The sequence below is a fragment of the Acidilutibacter cellobiosedens genome, from assembly GCF_004103715.1.
Lineage (GTDB): Bacteria > Bacillota > Clostridia > Tissierellales > Acidilutibacteraceae > Acidilutibacter > Acidilutibacter cellobiosedens.
In genome coordinates, this window is sequence record NZ_CP035282.1 from 3601526 (window position 1) to 3627415 (window position 25890).

26 protein-coding genes are annotated in these 25890 nt (G+C 33.7%); 5 read left to right on the forward strand and 21 right to left on the reverse strand.

Translation table 11 applies throughout. From position 1 onward, the window contains the following. Window positions 1–27: 27 nt before the first annotated feature. Both EQM13_RS18630 and EQM13_RS17395 read left to right on the forward strand, forming a co-directional pair. Complete coding sequence (locus EQM13_RS18630; RefSeq protein ID WP_206172753.1) at window positions 28–264, forward strand: IS3 family transposase; 237 nt, start codon at window positions 28–30, stop codon at window positions 262–264. Then, a complete protein-coding gene (locus EQM13_RS17395; protein ID WP_206173024.1) occupies window positions 265–861 on the forward strand; it encodes an IS3 family transposase in 597 nt (198 codons plus the stop codon). On the opposite strand, the gene EQM13_RS18635 is transcribed toward EQM13_RS17395, so the two are convergent. From EQM13_RS18635 to EQM13_RS17450, 12 genes are all read right to left on the reverse strand, one after another. Beyond that, window positions 858–1151, reverse strand: coding sequence for a type I restriction-modification enzyme R subunit C-terminal domain-containing protein (locus tag EQM13_RS18635; protein ID WP_206172754.1), 294 nt, complete (start codon window positions 1149–1151; stop codon window positions 858–860). The genes EQM13_RS17395 and EQM13_RS18635 overlap by 4 nt on opposite strands. Then, complete coding sequence (gene hsdR / locus EQM13_RS17400) at window positions 1117–3108, reverse strand: EcoAI/FtnUII family type I restriction enzme subunit R (RefSeq protein ID WP_206172755.1); 1992 nt, start codon at window positions 3106–3108, stop codon at window positions 1117–1119. The genes EQM13_RS18635 and hsdR overlap by 35 nt, the downstream gene beginning before the upstream one ends. Before the next feature lie 389 nt (window positions 3109–3497). Beyond that, window positions 3498–4049, reverse strand: coding sequence for a hypothetical protein (locus EQM13_RS17405; protein WP_128753366.1), 552 nt, complete (start codon window positions 4047–4049; stop codon window positions 3498–3500). A 265-nt stretch (window positions 4050–4314) separates the two neighbouring features. Next, window positions 4315–4737, reverse strand: coding sequence for a hypothetical protein (locus tag EQM13_RS17410; protein WP_128753367.1), 423 nt, complete (start codon window positions 4735–4737; stop codon window positions 4315–4317). A 224-nt stretch (window positions 4738–4961) separates the two neighbouring features. Further along, window positions 4962–6686 carry a recombinase family protein gene (locus EQM13_RS17415; protein ID WP_161567305.1) on the reverse strand — a complete coding sequence of 575 codons (1725 nt, stop codon included), beginning with the start codon at window positions 6684–6686 and terminating at the stop codon, window positions 4962–4964. Window positions 6687–6724: 38 nt separating this feature from the next. Beyond that, a complete protein-coding gene (locus EQM13_RS17420; RefSeq protein ID WP_128753369.1) occupies window positions 6725–7084 on the reverse strand; it encodes a recombinase family protein in 360 nt (119 codons plus the stop codon). Between the two features lie 132 nt (window positions 7085–7216). Continuing rightward, window positions 7217–8209, reverse strand: a complete 993-nt coding sequence (locus tag EQM13_RS17425; RefSeq protein WP_071139432.1) for an NADH:flavin oxidoreductase — start codon at window positions 8207–8209, stop codon at window positions 7217–7219. A gap of 103 nt (window positions 8210–8312) precedes the next feature. Further along, on the reverse strand, window positions 8313–8882 hold the full coding sequence (locus EQM13_RS17430; protein WP_128753370.1) for a DNA-3-methyladenine glycosylase I: 570 nt from the start codon (window positions 8880–8882) through the stop codon (window positions 8313–8315). A gap of 213 nt (window positions 8883–9095) precedes the next feature. Next, window positions 9096–9419, reverse strand: coding sequence for a DUF4491 family protein (locus EQM13_RS17435; RefSeq protein WP_071139434.1), 324 nt, complete (start codon window positions 9417–9419; stop codon window positions 9096–9098). 310 nt (window positions 9420–9729) lie between these two features. After that, complete coding sequence (gene hcp / locus EQM13_RS17440) at window positions 9730–11295, reverse strand: hydroxylamine reductase (RefSeq protein WP_071139435.1); 1566 nt, start codon at window positions 11293–11295, stop codon at window positions 9730–9732. A gap of 2 nt (window positions 11296–11297) precedes the next feature. Beyond that, on the reverse strand, window positions 11298–11678 hold the full coding sequence (locus EQM13_RS17445; protein ID WP_071139436.1) for a cupin domain-containing protein: 381 nt from the start codon (window positions 11676–11678) through the stop codon (window positions 11298–11300). A gap of 13 nt (window positions 11679–11691) precedes the next feature. Further along, window positions 11692–12405: an ATP-binding protein gene (locus EQM13_RS17450; RefSeq protein ID WP_200796043.1), complete on the reverse strand. Its 714-nt coding sequence runs from the start codon at window positions 12403–12405 to the stop codon at window positions 11692–11694. Between the two features lie 55 nt (window positions 12406–12460). On the opposite strand from EQM13_RS17450, the gene EQM13_RS17455 reads away from it, so the two are divergent. Continuing rightward, window positions 12461–13129: a Crp/Fnr family transcriptional regulator gene (locus EQM13_RS17455; RefSeq protein WP_071139438.1), complete on the forward strand. Its 669-nt coding sequence runs from the start codon at window positions 12461–12463 to the stop codon at window positions 13127–13129. A gap of 157 nt (window positions 13130–13286) precedes the next feature. Here EQM13_RS17455 and EQM13_RS17460 read toward each other — a convergent pair whose 3' ends face one another. Then, on the reverse strand, window positions 13287–13805 hold the full coding sequence (locus EQM13_RS17460; RefSeq protein WP_071139439.1) for a nitroreductase family protein: 519 nt from the start codon (window positions 13803–13805) through the stop codon (window positions 13287–13289). A gap of 164 nt (window positions 13806–13969) precedes the next feature. Then, entirely contained in the window at window positions 13970–14191 is a 222-nt protein-coding gene (locus EQM13_RS17465) for a hypothetical protein (RefSeq protein WP_128753371.1), read from the reverse strand. Between the two features lie 194 nt (window positions 14192–14385). Here EQM13_RS17465 and EQM13_RS17470 point away from each other — a divergent pair, with 194 nt between their 5' ends. Then, a complete protein-coding gene (locus EQM13_RS17470; RefSeq protein WP_071139441.1) occupies window positions 14386–15975 on the forward strand; it encodes an ABC-F family ATP-binding cassette domain-containing protein in 1590 nt (529 codons plus the stop codon). Window positions 15976–16266: 291 nt separating this feature from the next. On the opposite strand, the gene EQM13_RS17475 is transcribed toward EQM13_RS17470, so the two are convergent. Then, complete coding sequence (locus tag EQM13_RS17475; RefSeq protein ID WP_071139442.1) at window positions 16267–16941, reverse strand: OmpA/MotB family protein; 675 nt, start codon at window positions 16939–16941, stop codon at window positions 16267–16269. A gap of 6 nt (window positions 16942–16947) precedes the next feature. After that, window positions 16948–17757: a motility protein A gene (locus EQM13_RS17480; RefSeq protein WP_083381805.1), complete on the reverse strand. Its 810-nt coding sequence runs from the start codon at window positions 17755–17757 to the stop codon at window positions 16948–16950. A 602-nt stretch (window positions 17758–18359) separates the two neighbouring features. Between EQM13_RS17480 and EQM13_RS17485 the strand changes: the two genes are divergently transcribed. Further along, window positions 18360–19907, forward strand: coding sequence for an ABC-F family ATP-binding cassette domain-containing protein (locus tag EQM13_RS17485; RefSeq protein WP_128753372.1), 1548 nt, complete (start codon window positions 18360–18362; stop codon window positions 19905–19907). 48 nt (window positions 19908–19955) lie between these two features. On the opposite strand, the gene EQM13_RS17490 is transcribed toward EQM13_RS17485, so the two are convergent. The 5 genes from EQM13_RS17490 to EQM13_RS17510 all read right to left on the reverse strand — a co-directional run bounded on the left by EQM13_RS17490 (window position 19956) and on the right by EQM13_RS17510 (window position 25870). Beyond that, entirely contained in the window at window positions 19956–21002 is a 1047-nt protein-coding gene (locus EQM13_RS17490; protein WP_128753373.1) for a P1 family peptidase, read from the reverse strand. 112 nt (window positions 21003–21114) lie between these two features. Continuing rightward, window positions 21115–22368 (reverse strand): zinc-binding dehydrogenase, encoded by a 1254-nt coding sequence (locus EQM13_RS17495; protein ID WP_128753374.1) that lies wholly within the window; start codon window positions 22366–22368, stop codon window positions 21115–21117. Window positions 22369–22448: 80 nt separating this feature from the next. Then, window positions 22449–23381, reverse strand: coding sequence for a 1-phosphofructokinase (pfkB, locus tag EQM13_RS17500; RefSeq protein WP_128753375.1), 933 nt, complete (start codon window positions 23379–23381; stop codon window positions 22449–22451). After that, window positions 23382–23822 (reverse strand): PTS sugar transporter subunit IIA, encoded by a 441-nt coding sequence (locus tag EQM13_RS17505; protein ID WP_128753376.1) that lies wholly within the window; start codon window positions 23820–23822, stop codon window positions 23382–23384. Next, window positions 23822–25870: a BglG family transcription antiterminator gene (locus EQM13_RS17510; protein WP_128753377.1), complete on the reverse strand. Its 2049-nt coding sequence runs from the start codon at window positions 25868–25870 to the stop codon at window positions 23822–23824. Before EQM13_RS17510 ends, EQM13_RS17505 begins: the two co-directional genes overlap by 1 nt. Window positions 25871–25890 lie beyond the last annotated feature (20 nt).

Sequence of the window (25890 nt, forward strand, 5' to 3'; positions counted from 1 at the left end):
GAAAATCGCCGGGTTTCCGTCTCCGGAATGCTGAAAATTTTAGGCGTTTCACGCTCTGGATACCTTGCCTGGCAGAAACGTGTGCCCTCTGATACACAAAAGCGCAAAGAGGCTGTTAAAGTTAAAATCAAGGATATATACGATGATTCAAAGCAGAATTATGGTGCACCAAAGATTACCCAAAAGCTTCAGCAGGAAGGTGAAACCATCTCTGAACGTACCGTAGGCAAATATATGAAGGAAATGGGTATTAAAGCTCAGTAGATAAAGCCATGGACTGCAACAGCCAAAGATTCCGATTTTAGTACGAAGCTTCATAATATTCTTGATGAGAAATTCAACCCTGACCGTCCAAATGCAGTATGGTACAGCGATATTACTTATATCTGGGCAACAAGAGGATTCGTCTATCTAATAAGCATTATGGATCTATATTCCAGAAAAATCACTGCATGGATGCTTTCAAAAACGATGGAAGTTTCCTGCGTAATAAATACAATAAACAAAGCTAAAGCGAGGAGAAATACAGACCTGCCACTTATTTTACATAGTGACCGCAGAAGCCAGTATGTTTCCAATGAATATATAAAAGCTGCTGCTAAAATGCAGAGAAGCTATTCAAAAAAGGCTTTTCCATGGGATAATGCCTGTATTGAATCGTTTCATGCAATAATCAAACGTGAGTGGCTAAATCGATTTAAAATTCGTAATTATCAACAGGCATACAAGCTTGTATTTGAATATATTGAAGCCTTTTATAATACAAAACGAATTCACAGTCATTGCGACTATATGTCACCGGATGATTTCGAGAAGCTGTATGCTAAAGTACAGAATGACAGCTTACTATTAGCTGGTTAATATGAGGATATTTTTCTCATTTTAATTTGTACTAAATCTTGACATATGACCAATACTTCCCTCGCACTCTCGCCATACTTTGTAAAATAGTTTTTTTTCATTACATTATTAGCCCTTTCTCTTCTTGTGAGAGGAGGCATGTCAAAGGCTATGTGGCAAATCAAATCAAAGGGGTCTAAATCTTTTCCTACCTCATCTTTCAGTTCTTCAAAAAATACTCCTCGTTCTTCTAATTCCTTTATGATTGCCTCTTTTCTATCTTGCTTCATTCCATTTTCTAAGGAATTCATCAAGGGTTTTAAATTCATTTTTTAAGTTTTTCCTGGTGTAGGAAACCAGTGATTCAGTTATCAATTTGCCATTTTTATCGTAATAATAAACCCTCTCATGTATTACCTTTACAGGAACATCATCTACATAGTACTTGGCCGGAGTTTCATTTATATTCCCGCCCTCTATAATATCGTGAGGAATATCACCTTTGTTACCATCTTCAGTATTATAGTCCTCGTCTGGTTTTCCTACTCCACCTATACCTTCTTCCTCGTCTTCTGTAGGAATGTCTCCTTTCGTAGTTTTAACGCTTACAGGGTCTCCATCGAAGTCTGGGTCTGCAAATAATTTAGTAACTCCTCTGAAGTCTATAATGGTAAAATATTGCTTTCCATAATCTTCTCTTATTCTTGTACCCCTACCTATGATTTGTTTGAATTCAATCATACTATTGATATTAGCATCTAATACAATGAACTGGCAAGTCTGAGCATCTACTCCAGTTGTCATTAGTTTGCTTGTTGTAACCAAAACAGGGTATTTGCTTGCAGGGTCAATAAAATTATCCAGTTCAGCCTTTCCTTCTTCGTTATCCCCTGTAATTCTCATGACATATTTGGGATTCTCCGCTACTAAATCCGCATTTTCATTGACAAGTGCCTGTCTCATTCTTTCAGCATGCTCAATATCTACACAAAAGAAAATTGTCTTTGCAAACCTGGAATTATTCTTTTTTAAGTAATCAGACACTTTTTTGGCAACAATCTCTGTCCGGTTTTCAATGACTAAGTTTTTATCAAAATCCTTTATATTATATTCTCTATCTTCAATTTCAAAGCCATACTTGTCCCTTTTCCCTTTTTCGGGCCTATAACCTTCTACATCTCTATCCAATATTACTCTTATAACCTTGTATGGAGCAAGGAAACCATCTTCGATTCCCTGCTTTAATGAGTAGACGTAAATAGGTTCACCAAAGTATTCTATATTAGACACGTCCTTTGTTTCCTTAGGTGTTGCCGTAAGCCCTATTTGGGTGGCAGGAGAAAAGTATTCCAAAATTTCCCTCCAGGCGGAATCCTCTTTGGCACTTCCTCTATGGCACTCGTCAATAATAACTAAATCAAAAAAGTCTGGTGAGAATTGCTTATATACATTTTTAAATTCATTTTCACCTGAAATTCCTTGATATAGTGCCAAATAAATTTCATGGGCTTTATCTATCTTTCTGTTAGTGATTTTCGTCATTTTATCGCCGAAATATTTAAAATCATTTGCCATCGTCTGGTCTACCAATATATTTCTATCGGCTAAAAATAGGATTCTCTTTTTAGCCCTTGATTTCCAAAGCCTATAGATAATTTGGAAGGCTGTATAAGTTTTCCCAGTACCAGTAGCCATAACAAGCAGAATTCGCTTTTGTCCTTTGGCAATCGCCTCTATCGTTCTGTTTATAGCAATTCGCTGGTAATATCTAGGAGTCTTTCCATCTTGCTCAAAATAATATTCCTGTGTAACGATTGCTTCTTCTTTCTCAGTGATTCCTTTTGCACTTTTATATCTATTCCACAATTCCTCAGGAGATGGGAACCGGTTAAGAGGTATTTCTCTTTCTTTTTTCCCTTCTTTAATAGTTCTGTCGTGTTCTAAAAATGCATCTCCATTACTTGAAAAGGCAAAAGGAATATCCAGTATTTCAGCGTAATCCAATGCTTGCTGCATACCAGCCCCTACTGGATGCTTATTGTCTTTTGCTTCTATGATAGCAAGAGGTATATTGGATTTATAATATAGTATATAATCTGCTCTTTTCCTTTCTCCTCTTGTAACCAATTTTTTTCTGACGATAATTCTTCCGTCGGTAAAGGTAACTTCTTCTCTAATTTGTCTTTCTAAATCCCATCCTGCATTTATTAAAGCGGGGGTTATGTATTTAGAACATATATCCCTTTCAGATAAATCCTTCTTGTTCACCAATATCACCCCGGTCCTAATATTTAAATCCTAAACATAGATGCCACACTTAACAATATTTTATCATAAATGTCCAAGAATTAGAAATTTGAATAATAGATAGCATTGAAAATGTAAAAAAGGCATTTTAAAAATGCCTTTTTTACAATAAATACCTTATTCAATTATTATATTAATCCTTAATGCAGGTATAATGATGGAATAATAGAGTAATAAATCATAATGAACTATTTCAAGTATTTTGTTAATATTTTTGCTTCTTTACAAATTTTATTAAATTATTACAATTTATACAGAATTATTTTTTGCTCTTTATTATCTTTTTTCTTTGTATAGACTAATTTAATGACTTTAACTTCATTTGCCTGTTTTAATAAGGTAACAATTAGTTATAACTGTTGTTTATCCAATAGTTCTTTTAATATTATTTTAGATTCTGAAGGTAGTATTTTAACTAAGTGCTTCAGTCCAATGTTGTATATAAGGGCAATTATCATATTTTCTCGTTCTCTTAAGTCTGCCAGCGCTTGTCCATCAAAAAGTTCCAGTTTATTCTCATATGGAGTATACTGTGCCCACTGTTCACAAGTGAGCCTCTGTGGTTCTTCCACTGGTATTAGTTCTTCCCTATCCTCTTCTGGCTCGAAATACTGTAGTGCATTTTCTACCCATTTTATAAAGTCCCTATATCCCGGGATTTTACCGTCATTTTCTGCTATTTGCTGCTTAACAGTATCTTCTGCAATTTTTCTGATGTCTTCTTTTCCGGTAAAAACCCTTAAAACAGCACTTTCGGGCAACTCAATAATTTTTAAAACTTGTTTTACATTAAAACCCATTCCTTTAAGCCTCTTTACAATTTGCAGTGTACAAGACATTTCTGCTATTAATTCTGCTTTTATAAAATGTTCTTGCAGAGTATTTTCAAAAGTACCCTCCATATCTCTTTACACCCCTTTTCTTTCTTATTTTTTATATATATCACCGCTCATAGTATGTTTAATTTATACTCCAATAACTCTGATAGAATTTATCGAATAGCCGAGAAAATAGTAATGTATACATAGTATCCAATGATAAAATCAAAATCTTTGCCCTGCTTTGATATTGAAAAGTTTTTTCTAATTGGTATTCTTAATTCCTCTAGGCTTTTCTTTATCTCCCTTGCATAACATGCTAAATAGCATAGTAGATAGGAATATTATTTCATTTCTCCATTTCTGTACACAAATTATGAAAATTAGATTGGAGAATCTGTTCTCGGAGAACACTATCGATTTCAACCCTCCACTCTTTATTAAAGTAAATATCATTCATTGGTTTTTCAAATGCTTTAATAGCATGGGCAATCCGTTCTCTGTTATTTTTCAGTTTACATTTATAGAAATTGATTTTAAAGTAGAAAATAGCATTTTCAATTCGATGATAGGTATATATAGAATCTTCAAGGCCAAGCAATTCTCTAATTTGATTTAAATTGAACGTTATTTCTTCGCCTAGTTCAATTTGATGCCTTCCAATAAATAAAATAGCAGTTAAAATTTTTAAATTGAAATTATTCGCATCAATCAAGATATTACTTTTGTCCCATACTTTTTTGAAAAAAGTTTCAAAATTCGTACTATCCATAATAAACACCCCTTCAAATAAATAAGACATATTATATCACAAAAAAATAAGGGCTTTTTTTAGTCTAAAATGGTATTCTATTCTCTCTTGGAAAAACAGACTCACAAGTAAAATAAAAATAGTATAAAAAGTCCAATCAAATGGCTAATTTCATATCATTCTCAGGATTCTCATGTTATTCTAAATAAAAATTTTTTAGTGAAAAAATAAATAGCCCTTACCCTTTAGGTAAGAGCATTTTTATTTTGCAGTATTTTTTTTAAGAAATACTTAAATTTAAATTCCTCATATGTTTTATCAACATCTTGCATCACTTCATCAAGTGTCTTTTCTGACACTTGCCCGGTTTTCTCAAAACTTTCATCAATAAATTGTTCTATGAACTCATCATTAAATTTATCTATAGCAGCATCCATTTCTTCAAAATACTGTTTAAATTTTACACTATGATTATGTTTTTGAGTTTCTGCTATATATTCTTCAGCATCTCCAAAATATCTTTCTAGCAAATTAAGTTCCTGCCGACCTTTAGTTTTAAGATACTCGTTAAACTCATGGAAATCCTGTACACCCAAAATTTTACATAATCCATATACACTGCTGTATTGATTATATATAACTTCTTTCAGTCTTAGCCGTTTAGGGCCAAATTTCGCATTTGAAATAGTATCTATTACAATTTTGCTGTAAATCTTTTCAAGCAACTCTCTTTTTTGTAGAAGAGTTAAAGAATGAAAATATTCTTCTATATTCTCAAAGTCCTCCTGCTCTTTTGCTTCTGAAAGTAATGCTTCTCTTCGTCTTTCTGCTTGTAGTATCTTTTTTTGTTGTTCTTCCTTTAATTTTTTAACTTTTTCTATTTCTTTTTCTGTATCTTTTATCATCTTTTCTATACGATTGTATTTTAAAGAACCTATTTCTTCCTCTAACTGTCTATCTATTAGATTATCCAGCCTTGTAAGAAGCCTACTTTCATTTTTCTCAAGATTTTTGATTTCGTCTTTAATTTTGCCTACTTCTGCATCATAAAGCATTTCTTCTTTTGTTCCATTTCTTTCTTTTAAGTAGTTTTGATACTCTTTAACAAGTAAAAAAGCCTCTTTCAGCCTTTTGAAGAAATCTTCTTTAATCAGGTTGAATACTCTTTCCTCTTGAACGCTATAGTATCCATCACAATAATCTTTTCCTGCGTTGAATGTACTGCATTTGTAATACACTTTCGCAGGTTTTCTTGTACCGTCAGCCAATATGGGAGATGGTTGTAAACTTGAAGTCATTTTACCACCACAATTCGGACAGTGAAGTATATTTATAAACATCTTTTTATGTGCATCAAAATATTCCTGTTTTGTAATTGCAGACATTGCTTCTGCCATGTCCAAGTTTTTTCGTATTTTTCTTCTATCACGCAATCTTTCAAGTGTTTGTAAAAAGAATTCTTCTGTTATAATAGGTTCATGATTGCCGACTGGTAAGTCATGTAAATCTATATCATAGATAGTTGTTTTTTCCCAAATTCTTACGCCTGCATCTGTCTTTTTCTTTTGTTTTCTCTTAGCCCAAAACAATCGCCCACAATACAAAGGGTTCTCCAGAATTTTTTGGACAGTAGCAGTTGCAAATTGTTTACCTTGCCTTGTTCGATAGCCATTGAGATTAAGGTATTGTGCAACATTTTTTATACTGTGTTTCTCATCTGTAAAGAGATGAAATATAAGTTCTATAATTTGTTTTTCATTTTCATCTATTACTAATCGTTTTTTTATATCCTTCTTTTTTGTTTTTTTATCTTGTTTGAAATCATTATTTTCTTGTTGACTTGTAGAATAAAATTCGTATCGATAACCATGCGGTGCGGGGCCACCAAAGTAGTTTCCGGCCTGCACTGATTTTTCTAAACCAGCCTTAACACGTTCTCTCAACTGGTCGATGAAAAGTTCATTTAACATACTATATATGCTAACCATTATCTTGGCATTTTGAGAATTTATATCCCCATGAATGCCCCATCACAAGTAAACAAACGCAAATTATTCTCTTTGAGAAGTTTGAAAATCTCTAAAGTGTGACTAATAGAACGGCTTATACGGGATAAATCATAGCAACAAACGCCTTCAATATTGTTATCAGGTTCCTGCAGTCGTTTTAATAATTCTTTTAATTCGTCTCTTTCTTCAATTGTTATGCCAGAAATTCCTGCGTCACAATAATAAACAAAATCCTCTCTTTTGTAACCTTGTGATATAAGCAAGGCTTCACATCGTTCTTTTTGCACAGCAAGTGAATATCTATCCTCACTTGCTTGCTTCTCTGATGAAACTCTTGGGTAAATTGCTATCTTACCCATTTTGACTCCCTCCGTTCTGTGTTATGACTTCCTATTTCTAAGCATAACACATGAATTTTCGGAGTCATGTATTCAGTAAATCACGGCTCCTGCTTTATAATTTTAAGAATATTATTATAATGCAATGTTTTATTACCTTTCCATAGCATTTCTGGCCCAATTGGAATCTCTATATATCGCTCTACCTACTCCGATCAAATCTGCCTTTTTTTCTCGAAGAATGGCTTCTGCTTCATCTGCTGTCTTAATCCCACCGGTCAAGATTACGGGAATAGAAACAACCTCTTTGATTGCTTCGGATTGTGGTGAAAAATAGCCCGGTTCATTTACACCGGGTATAGTATATCTACACATTCCTCCTGAAATATCCAGCATATCAACTCCGGCTCTTTCAAATATCTCAGCAGCGGTTTTAATATCCTCTGTTGTAATTCCGCCTTCCATATGATCTGTCGCACCGAAACGCAAAAGAATAGGAAAGTCTTCTCCGACCGCTTTGCGAACTGCCCTTATGATCTCTGAATGAATTTTCACCCTGCCTTCAATGCCCCCTCCATATTCATCAGTCCTCTTATTTGTAATAGGAGATAAAAACTGGTTTAATAAATATCCATGAGCAGAATGAAGCTCTACACCATCAAATCCGGCATTTTTTACTCTAACCGCAGCGTGCTTAAAATCATCTATAATTCTTTCAATATCATTTTTTGATAACTCTTGAGGTATTGCCGTATCTTTTCTCGACGGATTTTTCACTGGTGAAGGCCCCACCGGCTCCATTCCTATAACTTCTCTTAAAGTTTCACTTCCGGCATGATTAATCTGCATAACTGTCTTGGAACCATTCCCATGAATAATGTCGGCCAACTTCTTTAAATCTTCCACTAAATAATCCTCGGCAACGGAAATCTGGTTATGGTTTGCCTTCCCCTGCTGAGAAACATAACTGTGTTCAATAATAACAAGAGATATATATCCTCCCCTCGACTTTTCGTCATAATAATCTAAAATATCTTGGCTGATCCTTCCGTCTTCATCAGATTTTGCTGTCGCCATAGGCGGCATAACTAGTCTGTTTTTTAATTGAAATTTACTATACGTAAGTGGTTCACCCAAATAAAACATCTTCATTTTCTCCTTTCCCATAAATGGTATTTTAAAGATTCATATAAAATAGTAATTTAGGCCAAATTTCAAAACGGCCTACTGTTTCAATACATTTTAATATTTATCCCTTAATTGTAGAACAATTTTTTCTAAAGCATGAGTCTATGTGATCATTGACAATACCTGTAGCTTGCAGGTGAGCGTAGACCGTAATAGAACCTAAAAATTTAAAACCCCTTTTCTTCAAATCTTTGCTTATTAAATCTGATAAATCCGAAGTCGCCGGTATTTCCGATATGTCTTGGTAGCTATTGATAACAGGTCTCCAGTTTACAAAATTCCAAATATAATTATCAAAACTGCCAAATTCTCTTTGTATCTCTATAAATCTCCTTGCATTAGTGATAGAAGATTGGATTTTCTTTTTATTTCTGATAATTCCCGGATTTGTAAGCAATTCTTCAATCTTTTCCTCATCATAACAAGCTACCTTCTCTGGGTCAAAATTATCATAGGCCTTTCTGTAATTTTCTCTTTTCCTTAAGATAGTTATCCAGCTTAAACCAGATTGAGCTGATTCCAGCAACAAAAATTCAAAATGTTTTTTATCATCATGAACAGGTACTCCCCATTCCTCGTCATGATATTTTATATAAAGTTCATCTGATTTGCACCAATCACATCTATTCATCTTATATTTCCCCCTCATCTTTTCAGAAATGAAAAGAATACAATTTAACTTTAAAATCCGAGAATAAAGAAGAGCTCTTTATGAAATGAAAATATTCTTAAATTAATTATAACGGTATTTTTTTCAAAAAACAATGGAATCATTATCATCATAATGTGGATATAAAAAAGCAGATAATCTTATCTCTAATAAGGCTATCTGCTTTTTTATCTATCAATTTCTAATCCTGCTTTGTGGAGATTTATATATCATTTGGTCTCTCTTTGGATTCTTTGGAAACCATCCTTTTTTTACCCTTCTCTCTTGTTCAAAAAGCTCTCGAATGCTCCACAGTAACGAAAATCCTAATATAGATAAAAGTGACGATAAAATCAACATATCAGAAAAAAACGATAAACAAACACATAATAAACCTGTTATCAAGAACAACGGCCATACTCTTGAGCCTATGTAATATTCTGCCTTTATAACAACCGGATGTAAGATTCCAATAATTAAAAACGTCCCGATTCCTATAATCACTCCATAGTAATTCATTTATTATCCCCTCTCCTTTTCACTACTCTCACTTATTATTCAGAGTTTTTCGTTTAAATTCTCTATCTGTTTTTGAAGCTAAATTTATTTTCACCATTTTTATTAGTATATATGCTTAAATTAGATATATTTCCTTTAAAATAAGTATATTTTCCATTTTTTATTTCTATCATAAAAGGTACAAATAACCAACATTTAAAACTATTTGTTATTATATCATATAATTCAATAAAAAATGGGATTTCCCGTTATCTAATCTTAGAACATCAGGAAACCCCATAAAAATATATTTAAGAAATCTTATTCTCAATTAACCAAGAATATTTTTTAAATCTTCTTCCGGCGTAGATACAGGTGTCAAACTATAATTATTTACTAAAACATCAAGAACTCCTGGAGATATAAATGCCGGAAGTGACGGCCCAATATAAATATTTTTGATGCCAAGAGATAAAAGTGATAATAGGATACAAACTGCTTTCTGTTCATACCAGGATAAAACTAAAGTCAACGGTAAGTCATTTACATTACATTTAAATACTCCCGCTAAAGCAACGGCTACACGAATAGCACTATAAGCGTCATTGCACTGCCCCATATCCATTAGTCGAGGTAATCCGTTGATGCTGCCCAAATCCAAATCATTAAAACGGTATTTACCACAAGCAAGAGTTAAAATAATGCTATCTTTAGGTGCCTTCTTAACAAATTCGGTATAATAATTACGTCCGGGTTTTGCACCATCACATCCTCCGACTAAAAAAATATGCTTAATATCACCGTTTTTTATTGAATCAACCACTTTATCGGCAACGGATAACACTGTACCATGCCCAAAACCTGTAGTCACTTGAGTACCGCCGTTAATGCCTAACATAATCTTATCTTCCTTGTATCCTCCTAACTCCAGCGCTTTCTCTATAACCGGAGTAAAATCTTTATCTTCTCCTATATGAACCATATTTGGATAAGCTACTACTTCAGTAGTAAAAATACGGTCTCGATAACTATCCTTTACAGGCATTAAACAGTTCGTAGTAAATAGTACAGGAGCAGGGATGTTTGCGAATTCCTTCTGCTGATTCTGCCATGCAGTACCAAAATTCCCTTTTAAATGAGAATATGCTTTTAATTTTGGATAAGCATGAGCCGGAAGCATCTCTCCATGAGTATAAATATTAATACCTTTCCCCTTAGTCTGTTCCAGTAATAAATACAGATCACGGAGATCATGTCCGGAAATTACAATAAAGGGCCCTTTTTCAATCTTCAATGGAACAGTAGTAGGAATCGGATTCCCGTATGTTTCAGTATTGGCTTTATCCAACAGTTCCATACATTTAAGATTTACCTTCCCGGTCTCCATCACAATAGGAAACAATTCATCCATTCCTAAATCATCTCCAACAGCCCGTAATCCTTTGTAAAAGAACTGATTAACCTCATTGTCCGTATATCCTAATACCAATGCATGAAAAGCATAGGCTGCCATTCCTCGAAGCCCAAAGAGAATAAGGGATTTAAGAGAGCGGATATCTTCACTTTCATTCCACAATTCTTTCATATCATACTCAACACTACTACACTGTGAAGTCAGCTTTTTCCTTTCTCGGCGGACCGCATCAATCTGACGCTGTACTGCATTATTATCAAAATTTACATTGGTAACAGTAGTAAAAAGTCCTTCAATCATAGCACGATGAGTGGATGAAGTAGGTTCACTAACATCTGCCACACGAGCAAGACCTATAAGAGCTCCGGTTAATTCATCCTGTAAAATAGCGGTATCCTCTTTTTTGCCGCATACACCTTGTGTTCCGGTACAACCTTTGCAACCTGCAGTTTGCTCACATTGAAAACAAAACATATTTGACATATTTACCCCTCCATTTTTATTTGATTTTTTTGATTACTTTTTTCAAACGGAAATATAACAGTCAACATCATCTTAAACATTTCCTTAGCAAAAACTCTGTGAGGTTTATTGGCAGGCATAACCAATGTCTCCCCTTTTTTTACCAGATGCTCTTTACCATCTACTACAAATAGGCCGTTACCTTCTAAAACAGTCACCATAGCATCACCATCTGAATCATGAGTACTAATTTCCTCGTTTTTATCAAAGGCAAATAATGTAATACTTACGTACTCATTCTGTGCCAATGTTTTACTGACAATTTGTCCTGGTTGAACCTGCACTTGATCTGCCAATGATAACACTGTTTCATGCAAAATATTTTTAATAAAAACTTCTTCCATAATAACCTTCCTCCTATTCTTCTAAAATTTGACCATCTATAGATATAATTACAACCTGCCACGGAATCATTTTTTTACTGTTAATAAGTGCTTTCTTTACCGCATTTTCGATACCGCCACAACATGGTACCTGCATACGAACTACCTTAACACTTTTTATATTGTTATTCTTAAATATTTCTGTTAACTTTTCAGCATAATCGCCTTCGTCTAACTTGGGACATCCAATTAAAGTAATGTGATTCTTAATAAACTTACGGTGAAAATCACCATAGGCAAATGCAGTACAGTCCGCAGCTATAAGCAAGTTCGCATTATTAAAATAAGGTGCATTTACCGGAACCAATTTAATTTGTACAGGCCACTGCATAAGTTTGCTTTGTACGGCTTCAAAATTATCGACAGATTCAGGCTTTGGCTGGATTGCCTTTGCCATACTGCCGGGACAGCCTCCAATGCGGTGATTAACCGCTTCTTCGTTATATGCCAAAGCTTCCCGCTCTTCAAAGGATATAGCCCCAGTCGGACAAACGGGTAGACAATTTCCCAATCCGTCGCAGTAATCATCACGGATAAGTTTCGCTTTACCATTTATAATTGCAATAGCTCCTTCATTACAAGCATCAGCACACATTCCACAGCCATTACATTTCGTTTCATCAATTTTTATAATTTTACGAATCATAACCGTTTCATCCTTTCTCTTTCCTTGATTTTTCGATTTCATTATATTATAATAAAATCATTAAATCTGTTGTTTTTACAACGTAAAAGGAGAAAATATGAAAGAATATTTAAAAGTTTTAAAAATCGTTCCTCTTTTTAAGGATATAAATGAAGTGGAAATAAACACAATGCTCAAATGCTTAAATGCCCATAAGAAAAGCTACAAAAAAAATGAAATCATACTGATGGCAGGTCAATCGGTTACCGAGGTCGGAATTGTACTGTCAGGATGTGTACAAATAATGCGGGAAGACATATCAGGAAATCGTACAATTTTAGCTCGATTTGAGAAGGGCAATCTTTTTGCGGAGGCCTTTGTCTGTTCCAATATAAAAACACTCCCGATTACTGTATCTTCCATATCAGAAAGTGTCATCCTGTTTGTCGATTACCATCGGATTATCACTACATGTTCTTCTGCTTGTGTTTTCCATGCTAAATTGATTAAAAATATGATGGCAATTTTAGCAGATAAGAATATTATGCTGAGCGGAAAAATCGAGCACCTGTCCAAGCGAACTACAAAAGAAAAGCTGTTGTCCTATCTCTCAGAACAAGCAGCTATAAAGGGCAATAATGAATTTACAATTCCATTTAACCGACAGGAACTTGCCGATTATCTTTGTGTTGACAGGAGTGCTATGTCAAATGAACTGTGTAAACTGCGCGATGAAGGTATTCTCAGTTTCCACCGCAATAACTTTATGCTCTATAAATTCAGGTAAATAATAGTTAAAAAAGACTTCTATCTAAGCATTAATCCATTAAAGAAACCATTTTTAAAACCTGCCTTATGAAAATTTTACATTAGGCAATCATAATTTCCCTATGGGTTATAAAAAACCTCTATATGCTTTACTGCATGCAAATAGAGGTAAATAGTCAAAATGTTTCATAACGTACTGTTTCTGTAAGGGGTTTGCGTTCTGTATTGTGTCTGTCAGGAGATTTTCTCTCTTCATCGGAATATCCAATGCCCAATATGTTTATAGGCTCAACTCCTTCAGGAAGTGCAAACTCTGCCTTAATTACATCCGGTTTGAAATAACCTACCCATATAGAATTAAGCCCAAGATCAGTGGCTTCCAGAATCATATGAGTTGCGACAATTGAAGCATCAATTTCTGCTGTATCCTTTCCATCAAAAGCTCTCTTCCAGCTAAAAGAATGATCGGCACAAACCACAAAAGCAAGCTGTGCTCCGTATACATTTCCGGCTTTTTTAAGCTTTTCTAATCCTGCTTCCGTTTTAATGACCAATATCCTTTGAGGCTGCAGATTGGCAGCAGTGGGAGCTACCCTGCCGGCTTCCAAAATCTTTTCAAGTTTTACCTGTTCCACTTTTTTGTTATTAAAATTTCGCGTGGAATAACGCTTTTTTGCAAGTTCAATGAAATCCATATAAATCATCCTCTCCACAAATGTTAAATTTTATAGATCAAATTCAATATAATCTTCATCTTTTTCACGAAATCTGGTTTTCTTCGGAACAAACCTGTTACTGTCAGGCGCATAGTATACAAACTTTATACAAAATCTGTATATTATATTTATTGAAAAAATTATCATCTAAGTAATATCACATATGCAGAACCGCTAAAATTAGGTATTAAGTTATCTTTAAAATTTTCTTCTTCAACAGGATCTTCAATATATTCTGTTTCAGCAGATGGTTCAGTATAAGGATTGATTGGCTCATAAACGGTTTTTGTTTTTGGTATAATTATCAATACATATAATCCGATTATTAAAGAAATCAATAAAATTACATTTTTAACTTTTTTCATAATTTATGATTTCTCCTTTTAGATTTATTTAAAAAGCATTTATAATTAATAACATTATATACATATCTCATTAATAAATGCAATAAAAGAAAAAGCTTTCCGGCTTAAAATAAACAATAATTTAATGAAAACACAATAAATTTATGGTATAATAACTAAATGGTTTTTAAATATCGAAAGGAAAGGTAAGTATTATGATAACTGTTAATAATGTAAGTTTAAGATATAAAGATCAAAAACTTTTTGAAGATGTAAATTTAAAGTTTACTCCCGGCAATTGCTATGGTGTAATCGGAGCCAACGGTGCCGGAAAGAGTACTTTCTTAAAAATATTATCCGGAGAAATAGAACCCAATACAGGAGAAGTAAGTATTTCTCCGAATACCCGTATGTCTGTCTTGAGGCAGGATCATTTTCAATACGAAAATTTCAATGTATTGGATACGGTAATAATGGGAAACGCAAGGCTTTATGAGATAATGAAGGAAAAAGACATAATATACGCAAAACCGAATTTTAACGATGAAGATGGCATAAAAGCGGCTGAATTGGAAGCGGAATTTACAGAACTGGACGGGTGGACGGCTGAATCGGAAGCTTCATCTCTCCTTCAAGGATTAGGAATAGATATAGAATTGCATAGTAAAAAGATATCCGAGCTATCAGGTAATGAAAAAATGAGAGTGCTTTTAGCCCAAGCTTTGTTTGGAAAACCCGGAATACTTATTTTGGATGAACCGACAAATTATCTCGACATTAAATCTATTACATGGCTGCAAAATTTTATTATCGATTTTAAAGGTACCGTAATCGTTGTATCTCATGATAGACATTTCTTAAACGAAGTCTGTACCTATATGGCGGATATTGATTATGGAAAAATTAAATTATATGCCGGTAATTATGATTTCTGGTACGAATCCAGCCAGTTGGCCCTTCAAATGATGAAGGATCAAAATAAGAAAAAAGAGGAAAAAGCTAAGGAACTTCAAGAATTTATCGCAAGATTCAGTGCTAATGCTTCTAAATCAAGGCAGGCTACTTCCCGTAAAAAATTGTTGGAAAAACTAACTATAGACGAAATACAACCTTCAAACAGAAGATATCCTTTTATTTCGTTTCAAATAGATAGGGAAGTAGGAAATGAAATACTCTCCGTAGAAGGATTATCTAAAAGTATAAATGGTGTTGAAATTTTAAAAAATATCAGCTTCAGAGTTGTCAAGGGAGATAAGATTGCCCTTGTAGGGGAAAATGATGTTGCAAATTCCACATTACTTAAAATATTGGCAGGTAAAATGGAGCCGGACAGTGGAAGCTATAAGTGGGGAATTACTATTAGCAGGTCCTATTTCCCAAATGATAATTCCAAATTTTTTAATGATGTGGATTTGAATCTTATAGATTGGATGAGACAGTTCTCGGAAGAAAAGTCCGAAAACTATTTGAGAGGTTTTCTGGGAAGGATGTTGTTTTCCGGCGATGAAGCTTTGAAAAAGGCAAAAGTTCTGTCAGGCGGAGAAAGAGTAAGATGTATGCTTTCGAGAATGATGCTTAAAAACGCCAATTTTCTCATACTGGATCAACCCACCAATCACCTCGATTTGGAATCAATTACCGCATTAAACAATGGATTAAAGGATTATAAAAGTAATATGATATTTACTTCTCATGATCATCAATTTATACAAACTATAGCAAACAGGATAATGGAAATTACTCCTGAAAGATTTGTCGATAAAAATATGACATATGACGAATATTTAGAAAAGATGAACATTTAATTTCCTGGGAAATATTTTGTTTATTATGGCAAATAAATTTTAATACTCTAAACTTCAAACCACCGGCACAATATTTTTGTTTCCCTGTGGCAGCAAGAATAATTGCAAACAGGTATAACAGCGTTGAGTAATTTAACACTTTTAACTCCGTTATTAACCAATTTTTTTATTATAACAGTAAAAAAATAACAGTACTAATTTATACTGTTATTTTTTAGTTATAATAAAAAATGAGCTTGAGTTTCTTTAAAATTTGTATTTGCAGTCTATTATTTAAATAAAAAGTAAATTTCATTTCGTCTCGATGATAAAGTCCACACGCCTGTTTAAAGCCCTCCCCATTGCAGTATTGTTATCGGCAATTGGGTGAAATTCACTATAACCAACTGCAGAAAATTTATCCGCTCCAAGCGAAGATACCTCTAAAAGTCGTTTAAGAATATTAACAGCCCGACTCGTAGATAACTCCCAGTTGCTGTTGAACTGTTCATTGTGTATGGGACGGTTATCCGTATGTCCTTCTATCCGGACCATATTAATAGAATCTTTATAATTTTCCAGTATATTGGAAATATTGTTAAGTATTTTCTCAGCCTTCGGGTCAATAGTAGCCTGTCCGGAATCAAAAAGAGCAGAATCCCTCATACGTATCAAAACCACACCTTCCCCTTCGTCAATAACACTTATTTGTGTAGAAAACTCAGACTCCTTAATATAAGAATTTATATCTTCAACAAAACTATCAAACTTCTGCTGTGTCGCCACAGTCTGCTCTTGAGCTGAAGCAGTCGCAGGCCTGTTTGCTGCTGCCTTGGAGGTTACTACTCTATCTGCTATGGCAAATGAAAATAAAATTACGAATATTGCAAGTAAATCAGTCATCATATCACTATAGGAAGTTAACCAACCTGGTGACTCGTCATCAGAATCATCATCAGAATCATCATATCTTCCACTCATTTTCATAATTGGCTAAGCCACCTCCTTTATCTTAAACTTATCTTCTTGTTGACTTCTCAAATCCTTTCCACCCTTTGACATCATATAGAAAGTAAGCCTTTCTCTGATTACCTTCGGGTTCTGACTTTCTTCAATAGCCATAAGGCCTTCAATAAACAACTCTTTCCTTGTTACCTCGTTTGCATTCATAACCTTTAACCTTTTAGACATAGGCAAAAAAATAACATAAGCAAGAAAAGCTCCATAAAAAGATGTGACCAATTCAATAGCCATTAAAGGCCCTAATTTAGTTGGGTCCTCTAAATTTATGAGCATAGGAATAAGGCCGACATACGTCCCTACAAGGCCAAGAGATGTTACTTCACTTCCTATCATGTCCAGCATTTCCCACCCTTTCTTATGTCTCTGCTTCATAAAATAAATCTCCGTTTGTAAGGATTCCATGAGCTGATCCTTATCGGCACCATCTATTATGAGCATTATACCTTCCTTTAAAAATTTATCATCGGTAATTTCATCAACCGTATCTTCAAGGGCAAGAAATCCTTCCTTCCTTGTAATTTCAGCAAGGCTTACTATGGTGTCAATGTCTTTTTCTACATCAAATTTTTCATTGATAAATGCTTTCTTCATAACCGGCCTAAGGGTTTTTAGCCTGTCCACTGGAAATGATAAAACAACAGCTCCCACCGTACCACCTATTGTAATACAAAACGAAGGCAAGTTTAAAAATGTTCTAATATCACCTGATGCCATAATTGAAATAGCTATACATCCTACACCAATTATTAATCCGATCCATGTCGATTTTGATCTTGACAATATAAAACCTCCTTCTCAATTGGCTTACCCTACTCTTATGTATCCATGACTGTTCTTCAGTATCCTGCTATAGAAAAACGTATCATACATATTATTGCTGTAGTATGCCTCATTAAAATTTCACTTTCACAAAATCCAAAATTGGATTTTATCCTTTAATTAAGTTTCTATTTATATATCGGATATCTCACAATTAACTTAACCCGTTTTACTAAATTTTTAATGAAAAGCGCCAAAAGTTTATATTTAAAAATCCTTTACATCTTTTGAGCGATATTGTATAATAATATAAATAATTGATTTTAAAGGAGATGAGAGTTTAGTGTATCAGTGTGGAATTCTTTTAAATTGTTTAGCTTAAACCAAGGGAGAAGTCTGCCCTTTTTTAAGCAAACAAATTTAATAAGAATTCACGAGATATATTAAAACTCTTTTTTATAACTTAAAGGGAAGTCTTAATTTGCCCTAATGTCTGACATTACTTGGGTTTCAAAAAAAGCTTTCTTAATATGATGTTTCAATTTATGACAATATAAAACTATGACTTTAAGGAAAGAGAATATTAATATTCTCTTTCCTTTTTTATTTAGGAGGGAATTTATATGAGTGTTTTAAATGTTGAAAATTTAAGTTTTTCTTTTGGAGATAAACCGGTATTAAAAAACATATCTTTCGCTCTTCAAAAGGGAGAACACGCAGGGTTAGTCGGAATTAACGGTGCAGGAAAGACCACATTCTTTAATATTTTAATGGGAAATTTGGTTCCGGACGAAGGGTCCGTTTATAAATCGTCATCTATAAATATCGGATATCTTGATCAACATTCTGAATTCAACAAGGAATATAGTATCAAAGATTGGCTGAAATCTGCTTTTGATAAATTATATCTTATTGAAAGAAAAATGATAAAAATTTCAGATAGTATGTCTTGTACAAATTCAGATTCAGAGAAAATGAAAAAACTACTTAATGAATATGGAAAGTTCCAAGACAGGCTTGACAGAAGCGATTTTTATAAAATAGACAGCTTAATAGAAAATGTGGCAAGAGGCCTGGGACTGTATCAATTAGGGATGGATACTTCCGTGGATAAATTGAGCGGAGGCCAGAGAACAAAACTAAAGCTCGCAAAGCTTCTTTTAATGAATCCTGACCTTCTTCTGTTGGATGAACCTACTAACTATCTCGATAAAGAACATATAGATTGGCTTGCAGATCATCTCAACAATTATCCTAACAGCTTCATAGTCATATCTCACGATACGATTTTTCTCAACAATATAACAAATGTAATATTTAATATTGAATTTGGATATTTAAAAAGATACCCTGGAAATTATAAAAAATTTCTAATGCTGAAAGATGAAGAAACCAAAAGATATACAGACATGTATAACAGACAACAAAAAGAAATAAATAAGATGGAGGAATTCATAAATAAAAATATCGTCAGAGCATCAACTACTAAACGAGCTCAAAGCAGAAGAAAACAGTTGGAAAAGATGGAGAAGATAGAAAAACCTTTGAAAATTTCAAAACCCCATTTCAACTTTCAGGAAGCAAGAAATTCCGGAGAATTGGTCTTTAGATGTACTAACATGAACATAGGATATTACTATCCTATTATTAAAAATCTAAATCTCAAGATAATGAGAGGAAACAAAATTGCTGTTGTAGGATGTAACGGTATCGGAAAATCAACTTTACTAAAAACAATCATGGGAATAATCCCTCCCCTAACAGGAAAAATAGATATGGGAAACTATCTTTACCCCGTATACTTTGAACAGGAAACAAAGTCCACGAACTATACTCCTTTAGAAGAAATATGGAAGGACTTCCCTCAAAAAAAACAGCAAGAAATAAGAGGAGTCTTGGCTCAATGCGGTTTAAGACAGGAACATATTCTGCAAAAAATTTCATCTTTAAGCGGTGGAGAACAATCAAAGGTAAGACTATGCAAATCAATGATGACTCCCAGTAATTGGCTTTTATTAGATGAACCTACCAATCACCTCGATTTGGATGCCAAAAATGCTCTAAAAGAAGCTCTAATCGATTATAAAGGAACTATACTTTTAGTTTGTCATGAAAAAGAATTCTTTGAAGATTGGGTAACGGATATATGGAATATGGAAAAATATATCTAAAAATTTGGCTAACTTATAAATATTTATAAGTTAGCCAAATAAATATATTTATAAATATTCATCAAATTCCTTTAAACTTCTCCTTATATTGCCTTTATACCCTCTTACACTGTGGGCAGTAATCATAGAATTCAATATCGCCTCTTCACATGCTTCTGCCACCGCTCTAAAGGCCAAATCAATTTTGTTTTCTTTTATCATCTTTATGTTAAATATATCATCTCTCTCATCACTATTTATAATATTTGCCGTTGAAAATCCAACGACAATTTCTCCGCTGCCATTTCCCATATAAGATCCTAGCTTTGATAATCCTATACTGGTCCTTTTGCATATCCTTTTTAATTGTCTGCTGGATACAGGTAAATCTGTAGCTACAATCATTATTATTGAGCCTTTATCCATTTCTTCCTCCATTGCCATTTTATACGATATCTTTTTTCCAATATTATTGCCATTTATAATAAAATCCTCAAGAAGTCCGTAATTGGATTGTACCAATACTCCTACAGTATATTTTTTCCCGTCTAAATCTATGGTTCTGGATGCAGAGCCTATTCCTCCTTTTAACTGATGACAACTCGTCCCTTTTCCTGCTCCTACATCTCCTTCTTCAAAATCTTCACAGGCAGAATTTATTGCCTCAAACACATGATTCTTATTTACTGCCCTGTTTCTTATATCATTTAATCCCGAATCGTTACATTCACATATTATCGGATTTATAGATTCAATTATAGTCCCATCTTTTTTACACTCTTGAATCATATATTCTACAATCCCATCATAAACAATTCCCACATTCAATGTATTTGTCAATGCTATGGGAGTCTCCAAAGTCCCCAGCTCATCTATCTGGATAAGCCCTGTGGTCTTTCCGAAACCGTTAAAAACATAAGCTGCAGCAATTAATTTATTTTTAAATATATTTTTCTCAGATAGTATTACTACAGTAACACCTGTTTTATTCCTATCGTCATCTATAGTACAATGCCCCACCTTTACCCCTTTTACATCTGTTATCTTATTTAATTTTCCTTTAGCTAAATTGCCCATTTTTATATTATAATCTTCTATTCTTTTTTGCTCTGACATTTATAATTCCCCCTTTTATGTGAAAATTTCCCTATTCTTTATAAAAAAACTGATGTACTATAAGACATTTAACTTATTATACACCAGTTCTTCACAATATAAAAATTTATATTTACCAATTTTCAAGAAGGTATTTTTCAGCTTCCGGACACCAGAGCCCTCTGTTTTCCACAACTATTTCAGCAAGTTTCGCAAATCGTAGATCCTTTTCACCTTTCCTTTTGAAGTCATCAATTGCAGTAAGTTCCATATTTATATGAGTATATATAAGTTTTTTACCCCCGGGTATTTTGGGAAGATTAAGTACCGTTTCGGGAACACAGCTCATTCCTCCTACATGAGTTATCATAACAGCAGGGTTTATTCTGCCTTCTTCAGTGAGTCTCAAGGATTCTACCAAATCGTCAGTATTGCCTCCGGTCGTTCCCATTACATGAACGGAAGCATAATGTACATTATAATAATTCAATTCTCCGGAAAACTTAGTATCTGTAGGACCTGCAAAGAAATTCATGCACCCATCCCTTCCGAGGATATTACTAGCCTGTTCTACAACTTGTTTTACAGGAGTAAATACAAATACATCGTCAAATCCCTTCCCACCAGTAAATAACCTTAAATATTCTGATGGATTATCCTTTTCCTTTATATTTACAAATATCAGCTCTACGCCTGATTTTTTAGATACATTATCGGTAAATATATTTCTGGCCCTATTTAATCTATCCTCATCTACATCTGTTATAACTAATTTCCTAGGCTTTCTTTCGCCGTGCAGTGCATAGTCTACAGCTCCGAGTCCCATGGGGCCAGCTGCTGCCAGGAATGCCATGTTTCCGCCCTCAACTATTCCCATATTATGCTTATAAACCCCCATAGTCGTATGATAACAAGCATGAAACGCTCCTATTATACATGACATGGGTTCTGCCAGTGATGCCTCATAATATGCCTCTCCCTTATAATTTAAAAGACATCCTAGCTCCATTACTTCATTAGGAATTATATTATAAGTTGCATCTCCTCCACAGTACATATAAGAATATCCCGGAGACCACATAGTACCTTTATAATTTAAGGCAGGCTGAATTGCGAATTTCTCACCTTCCTTAAACTGCTCCTTCCATTTACTCCCCACTTTTACTATATTGCCTGAAAATTCATGGCCTATTATTATAGGATTTATATCAACATCCTTTGGAACCCTTTTATGCTCCTTTCCCAGTATGGCTGCCTTATATGTAGACATGCACACACTGTCTGAAATATTCTCTACAAGTATTTCATCATCTTTTATTTCGGGAAGTTCAAATTCCTCTACCCTCAAATCATTTTTGCCGTACATCCTTACGCCCTTAGTCTTCATATCCTAACGCCTCCATAATCTATTTTCTATTATGTCAATATAACTTTAATTTAAAATTCAGCTATACAGGCTTAATATAGCTATTTTATATAATTTAGTTTTATCCGGTTTTCAATAGATACTATTCTATCAAAGTTAGGCATCTGAGTGCCTGAAGTAGTTACCTTGGCTGTAGCAGCTGCCATAGAATAAGCTGCTGCTTTCTCAAAATTCATTCCCGTATCAAGTGCATAAGCCAAAGCTGCGACCATTGAATCTCCCGCTCCTACAGTACTTTTCACATCAACTTTTATGCCTACGGCATGGATTGCACAATCCTTTTTTATAAATAATGCCCCTTTAAACCCCATGGACAATACCACAATCTCAACCCCAAGTTTCAAAATCTCTCTGGACACCAAAACCATATCATTTATATTCGCAATTTCCCTTCCAATTAGTCCTTGAAGCTCATCTATGTTAGGCTTCATAAGATATGGAGATGCTTTTATCCCTTCCTTCAGAAGTTCCCCATCACAGTCGAGTATCGTTCTAACCCCAAACTTTCTTGATATATTAATCCACCTTCTGTATATATCCTTCGGTACATCATTTGGTACACTTCCGGACAGTACCAGCAACGTATTTTTATCAATACCTTTAAAAATCTTCTCTTCCAGTTCTTTAATTTTATTATATGAAATATTCACTCCCGGTTCGTTTATATCGGTATTTGTATGATTTAAACTATCTATAACCTTTATATTTGTTCTTGTCTCGCCTTCTGTAAATATAAAATCATTTTCAATACCGCACCTGTCAAGATAACCTTTAATATACCTTCCGTTTCCTCCCGGCAGAATTCCAAAAGCTTTGGTTTTTCCTCCCAATGTCTTGACCATTTTTGAAACATTTATTCCTTTTCCCCCTGCATCTATCCTTATGGATGAAGCCCTGTTTACAGAACCTATTCTAAAATTATTAACTTCAATGGTTTTGTCCAGGGCCGGATTTAAAGTTACAGTCCATATCATTTATTCTTCACCCTCCATAAGTATTTTTATAACCTCTTTTTTTGTTTTTACATATTTAAGCTTATTGACATTTTCTTCATATTGGCATACGATTGCAATACTTGAAAGTATATCTACATGCTCATCATTTTTGCCGGCAATTCCTATAACTATATAAGCAATATTATTTCTTCCAAAGTCAATTCCTTCAGGATATTGTATAACCACTATTCCCGATTTGTTTATATACTTTTTATATTCGGGCATTCCATGAGGTATAGCTACACCGTTTCCAATATATGAAGAAATATTATTTTCCCTTTTTATCATACCTTCTATATATTCCCTTTGAACATATCCATTTTTAACCAAAAGCTTTCCTGCCCTTTTAATTGCCTCATCTCTACTTTCACATTCAAGGCCAATCAGGACGTTATTTTCATTTAAAATAAACTTATTCATCAATATTCCTCCCTGTTAAGTATGTGCACAAGTTCCGTCCTTATATCTTTGATATTTCCAAGCCTCAATAGTCTAATAAATCTTTTGCCTTCCACCAACGATATGCTTATCTTACCTAAAAGTTCGAGTATATAATTACTTTCATTCTTCCTTGCAAACATTACGAAAAAGGTATCCACGTCTTCAAATGAAAATCCAATGCTTTTCATTTCAATTGGATTTTGCAGTCTATATGCCCCCACAAAAGGAATTTCTATTTCTTCTGCCCTTATATGAATCAATGCCACATGACTTCCCGGTATCACTACATTGCCTTGTTCTTCCCTTTCGTTAATCAGATATTCTACTTTTTCTTTATCATCAATCTTATTTAATTCATATATATCATTTACAACTTTTTTAATAACAGATTGTAAATTTTCCACATCCAAGTTTTTGAGTTGAAAATTCTTTAACATATTATCTGCAATTTCAAAATCCTTTTCAGAACCTTCCATACCTTTCATATTAGTATTTCTAATTATATCAGGGCCAGGCCATCTTGATTTATTTAAAATTATTTTATCCCTTATTTTTTCAATATCTTTATCAGGTAAAAATGGAGAAACTGTTATTATATTTTTATCTGAATTATTATTAACTTTTATGGTTGACAGTAATAAGTCGTATCCATCCTCTATTTTCTTGTTCATATCCTTCAAAGAGCAAATATCTATTATCTCAAACTCCGGAAAAATTCTTTTTAGTTTGCTGTGTAATATATTGGCTGTGCTAATACCATTAGAACAAATTATCAGCACTCTCAATTCCCTATTTAATAAATTTTGCCTTTCAATGGCAGCCCCAATATGCATTGTTATATACCCTACTTCACTATACGGAATAGAAAGATTATACTTTGAAAATACAATTTTACAAGCATAGTCTACTGCCTCAAATAAGCCTATATAATATTCTTTTATTTGATCTATAATAGGATTTCTCAACTGAAGCCCCATAGTCAACCTGTAAAATGCAGGACTAAAATGTTGGATTAACCCCACCATAAGTTGGTGATCAAGATTTATTTTTATGTTTAATTTTTTACTTGCTTCATAAACAACTTCCCTGACAGCATCCTCCATATCAATTCCTATAGCTTCAAATTTTCTATCATCCTTGTATATATATTTACCTCCATTCAGATGAATTGAAATATATGCCAGTTCACTATCAGAAAGTGCAACGCCATTTTCTTTAAATATTCTATCAATATCTTTTATAAATGAAAATTCCTTTGAAGACAATATATCCGAAACAAGATAATTAGGGAGTTTTATTGATGATCCGCTTTGGGTTCTTTTAACGGATAGGAGTATGTGTATAAATGCTCCAAAATATGCTTCATCACCGATATTCAAAAAATTACATTTCTCCAGTTTTTTAAGTAGTTTTCTTGATAAATTTATAATTTCGTCACCAAATGATAATCTAAAAAAAGCAGATACAGAATACTTATTTGATTCCTTATAGAGAAAATTTAATAGATCATTCATAGATTCATAACTGTATAACAATTCCACAAAAGCATTCCTTTTGTTCCATTCGGTTCCTTCAATAACAAGCCCTCTACCTCTTTTCCTTATAAGATTAAGGTCTCTAACTTTAAGCCACTTTTCCACTTTATCAAGATATAGGCTTATCGTTCCTTCGACAACATTAAATTGATAACTAAAATATGCAGATTTTAGGGGCTCATTAGACAACAAAAGTTGTGCTGTCATAAACGTTTGCCTCTGCTCAGGGGTTAGCATCCACAGATAAGGAATTCCGCTGAACTGCTCATGGATTTTATCTATACTTTTTCTGTCTCCGTTTAGATTCAATCTTCCTCCGACTTCTGAAATCCTTAATTTATACTGCTTAAGACAGCTATTTATAGCAGATATCTCTCTTCTGGTTGTTCTTGAGCTCACATTCATTTGCAGAGAAAGCTCTTCAATGGATGCAGACTCATTATCAATTAGTCTATTTAGTATAAATTTTTGCCGTGCTGTTAAAACGTTCACATTATCACCACCATCTTAAA

Coding starts and splice junctions, on each gene's coding strand:
- EQM13_RS18630 (WP_206172753.1), top strand. CDS start 28: ATGCTGAAAATTTTAGGCGTTTCACGCTCTGGATACCTTGCCTGGCAG.
- EQM13_RS18635 (WP_206172754.1), bottom strand. CDS start 1,151: ATGAATTCCTTAGAAAATGGAATGAAGCAAGATAGAAAAGAGGCAATC.
- EQM13_RS17405 (WP_128753366.1), bottom strand. CDS start 4,049: ATGGAGGGTACTTTTGAAAATACTCTGCAAGAACATTTTATAAAAGCA.
- EQM13_RS17410 (WP_128753367.1), bottom strand. CDS start 4,737: ATGGATAGTACGAATTTTGAAACTTTTTTCAAAAAAGTATGGGACAAA.
- EQM13_RS17415 (WP_161567305.1), bottom strand. CDS start 6,686: ATGTTAAATGAACTTTTCATCGACCAGTTGAGAGAACGTGTTAAGGCT.
- EQM13_RS17420 (WP_128753369.1), bottom strand. CDS start 7,084: ATGGGTAAGATAGCAATTTACCCAAGAGTTTCATCAGAGAAGCAAGCA.
- EQM13_RS17425 (WP_071139432.1), bottom strand. CDS start 8,209: ATGTTTTATTTGGGTGAACCACTTACGTATAGTAAATTTCAATTAAAA.
- EQM13_RS17430 (WP_128753370.1), bottom strand. CDS start 8,882: ATGAATAGATGTGATTGGTGCAAATCAGATGAACTTTATATAAAATAT.
- EQM13_RS17435 (WP_071139434.1), bottom strand. CDS start 9,419: ATGAATTACTATGGAGTGATTATAGGAATCGGGACGTTTTTAATTATT.
- hcp (WP_071139435.1), bottom strand. CDS start 11,295: ATGTCAAATATGTTTTGTTTTCAATGTGAGCAAACTGCAGGTTGCAAA.
- EQM13_RS17445 (WP_071139436.1), bottom strand. CDS start 11,678: ATGGAAGAAGTTTTTATTAAAAATATTTTGCATGAAACAGTGTTATCA.
- EQM13_RS17450 (WP_200796043.1), bottom strand. CDS start 12,405: ATGAAATCGAAAAATCAAGGAAAGAGAAAGGATGAAACGGTTATGATT.
- EQM13_RS17455 (WP_071139438.1), top strand. CDS start 12,461: ATGAAAGAATATTTAAAAGTTTTAAAAATCGTTCCTCTTTTTAAGGAT.
- EQM13_RS17460 (WP_071139439.1), bottom strand. CDS start 13,805: ATGGATTTCATTGAACTTGCAAAAAAGCGTTATTCCACGCGAAATTTT.
- EQM13_RS17465 (WP_128753371.1), bottom strand. CDS start 14,191: ATGAAAAAAGTTAAAAATGTAATTTTATTGATTTCTTTAATAATCGGA.
- EQM13_RS17470 (WP_071139441.1), top strand. CDS start 14,386: ATGATAACTGTTAATAATGTAAGTTTAAGATATAAAGATCAAAAACTT.
- EQM13_RS17475 (WP_071139442.1), bottom strand. CDS start 16,941: ATGAAAATGAGTGGAAGATATGATGATTCTGATGATGATTCTGATGAC.
- EQM13_RS17485 (WP_128753372.1), top strand. CDS start 18,360: ATGAGTGTTTTAAATGTTGAAAATTTAAGTTTTTCTTTTGGAGATAAA.
- EQM13_RS17490 (WP_128753373.1), bottom strand. CDS start 21,002: ATGTCAGAGCAAAAAAGAATAGAAGATTATAATATAAAAATGGGCAAT.
- EQM13_RS17495 (WP_128753374.1), bottom strand. CDS start 22,368: ATGAAGACTAAGGGCGTAAGGATGTACGGCAAAAATGATTTGAGGGTA.
- pfkB (WP_128753375.1), bottom strand. CDS start 23,381: ATGATATGGACTGTAACTTTAAATCCGGCCCTGGACAAAACCATTGAA.
- EQM13_RS17505 (WP_128753376.1), bottom strand. CDS start 23,822: ATGAATAAGTTTATTTTAAATGAAAATAACGTCCTGATTGGCCTTGAA.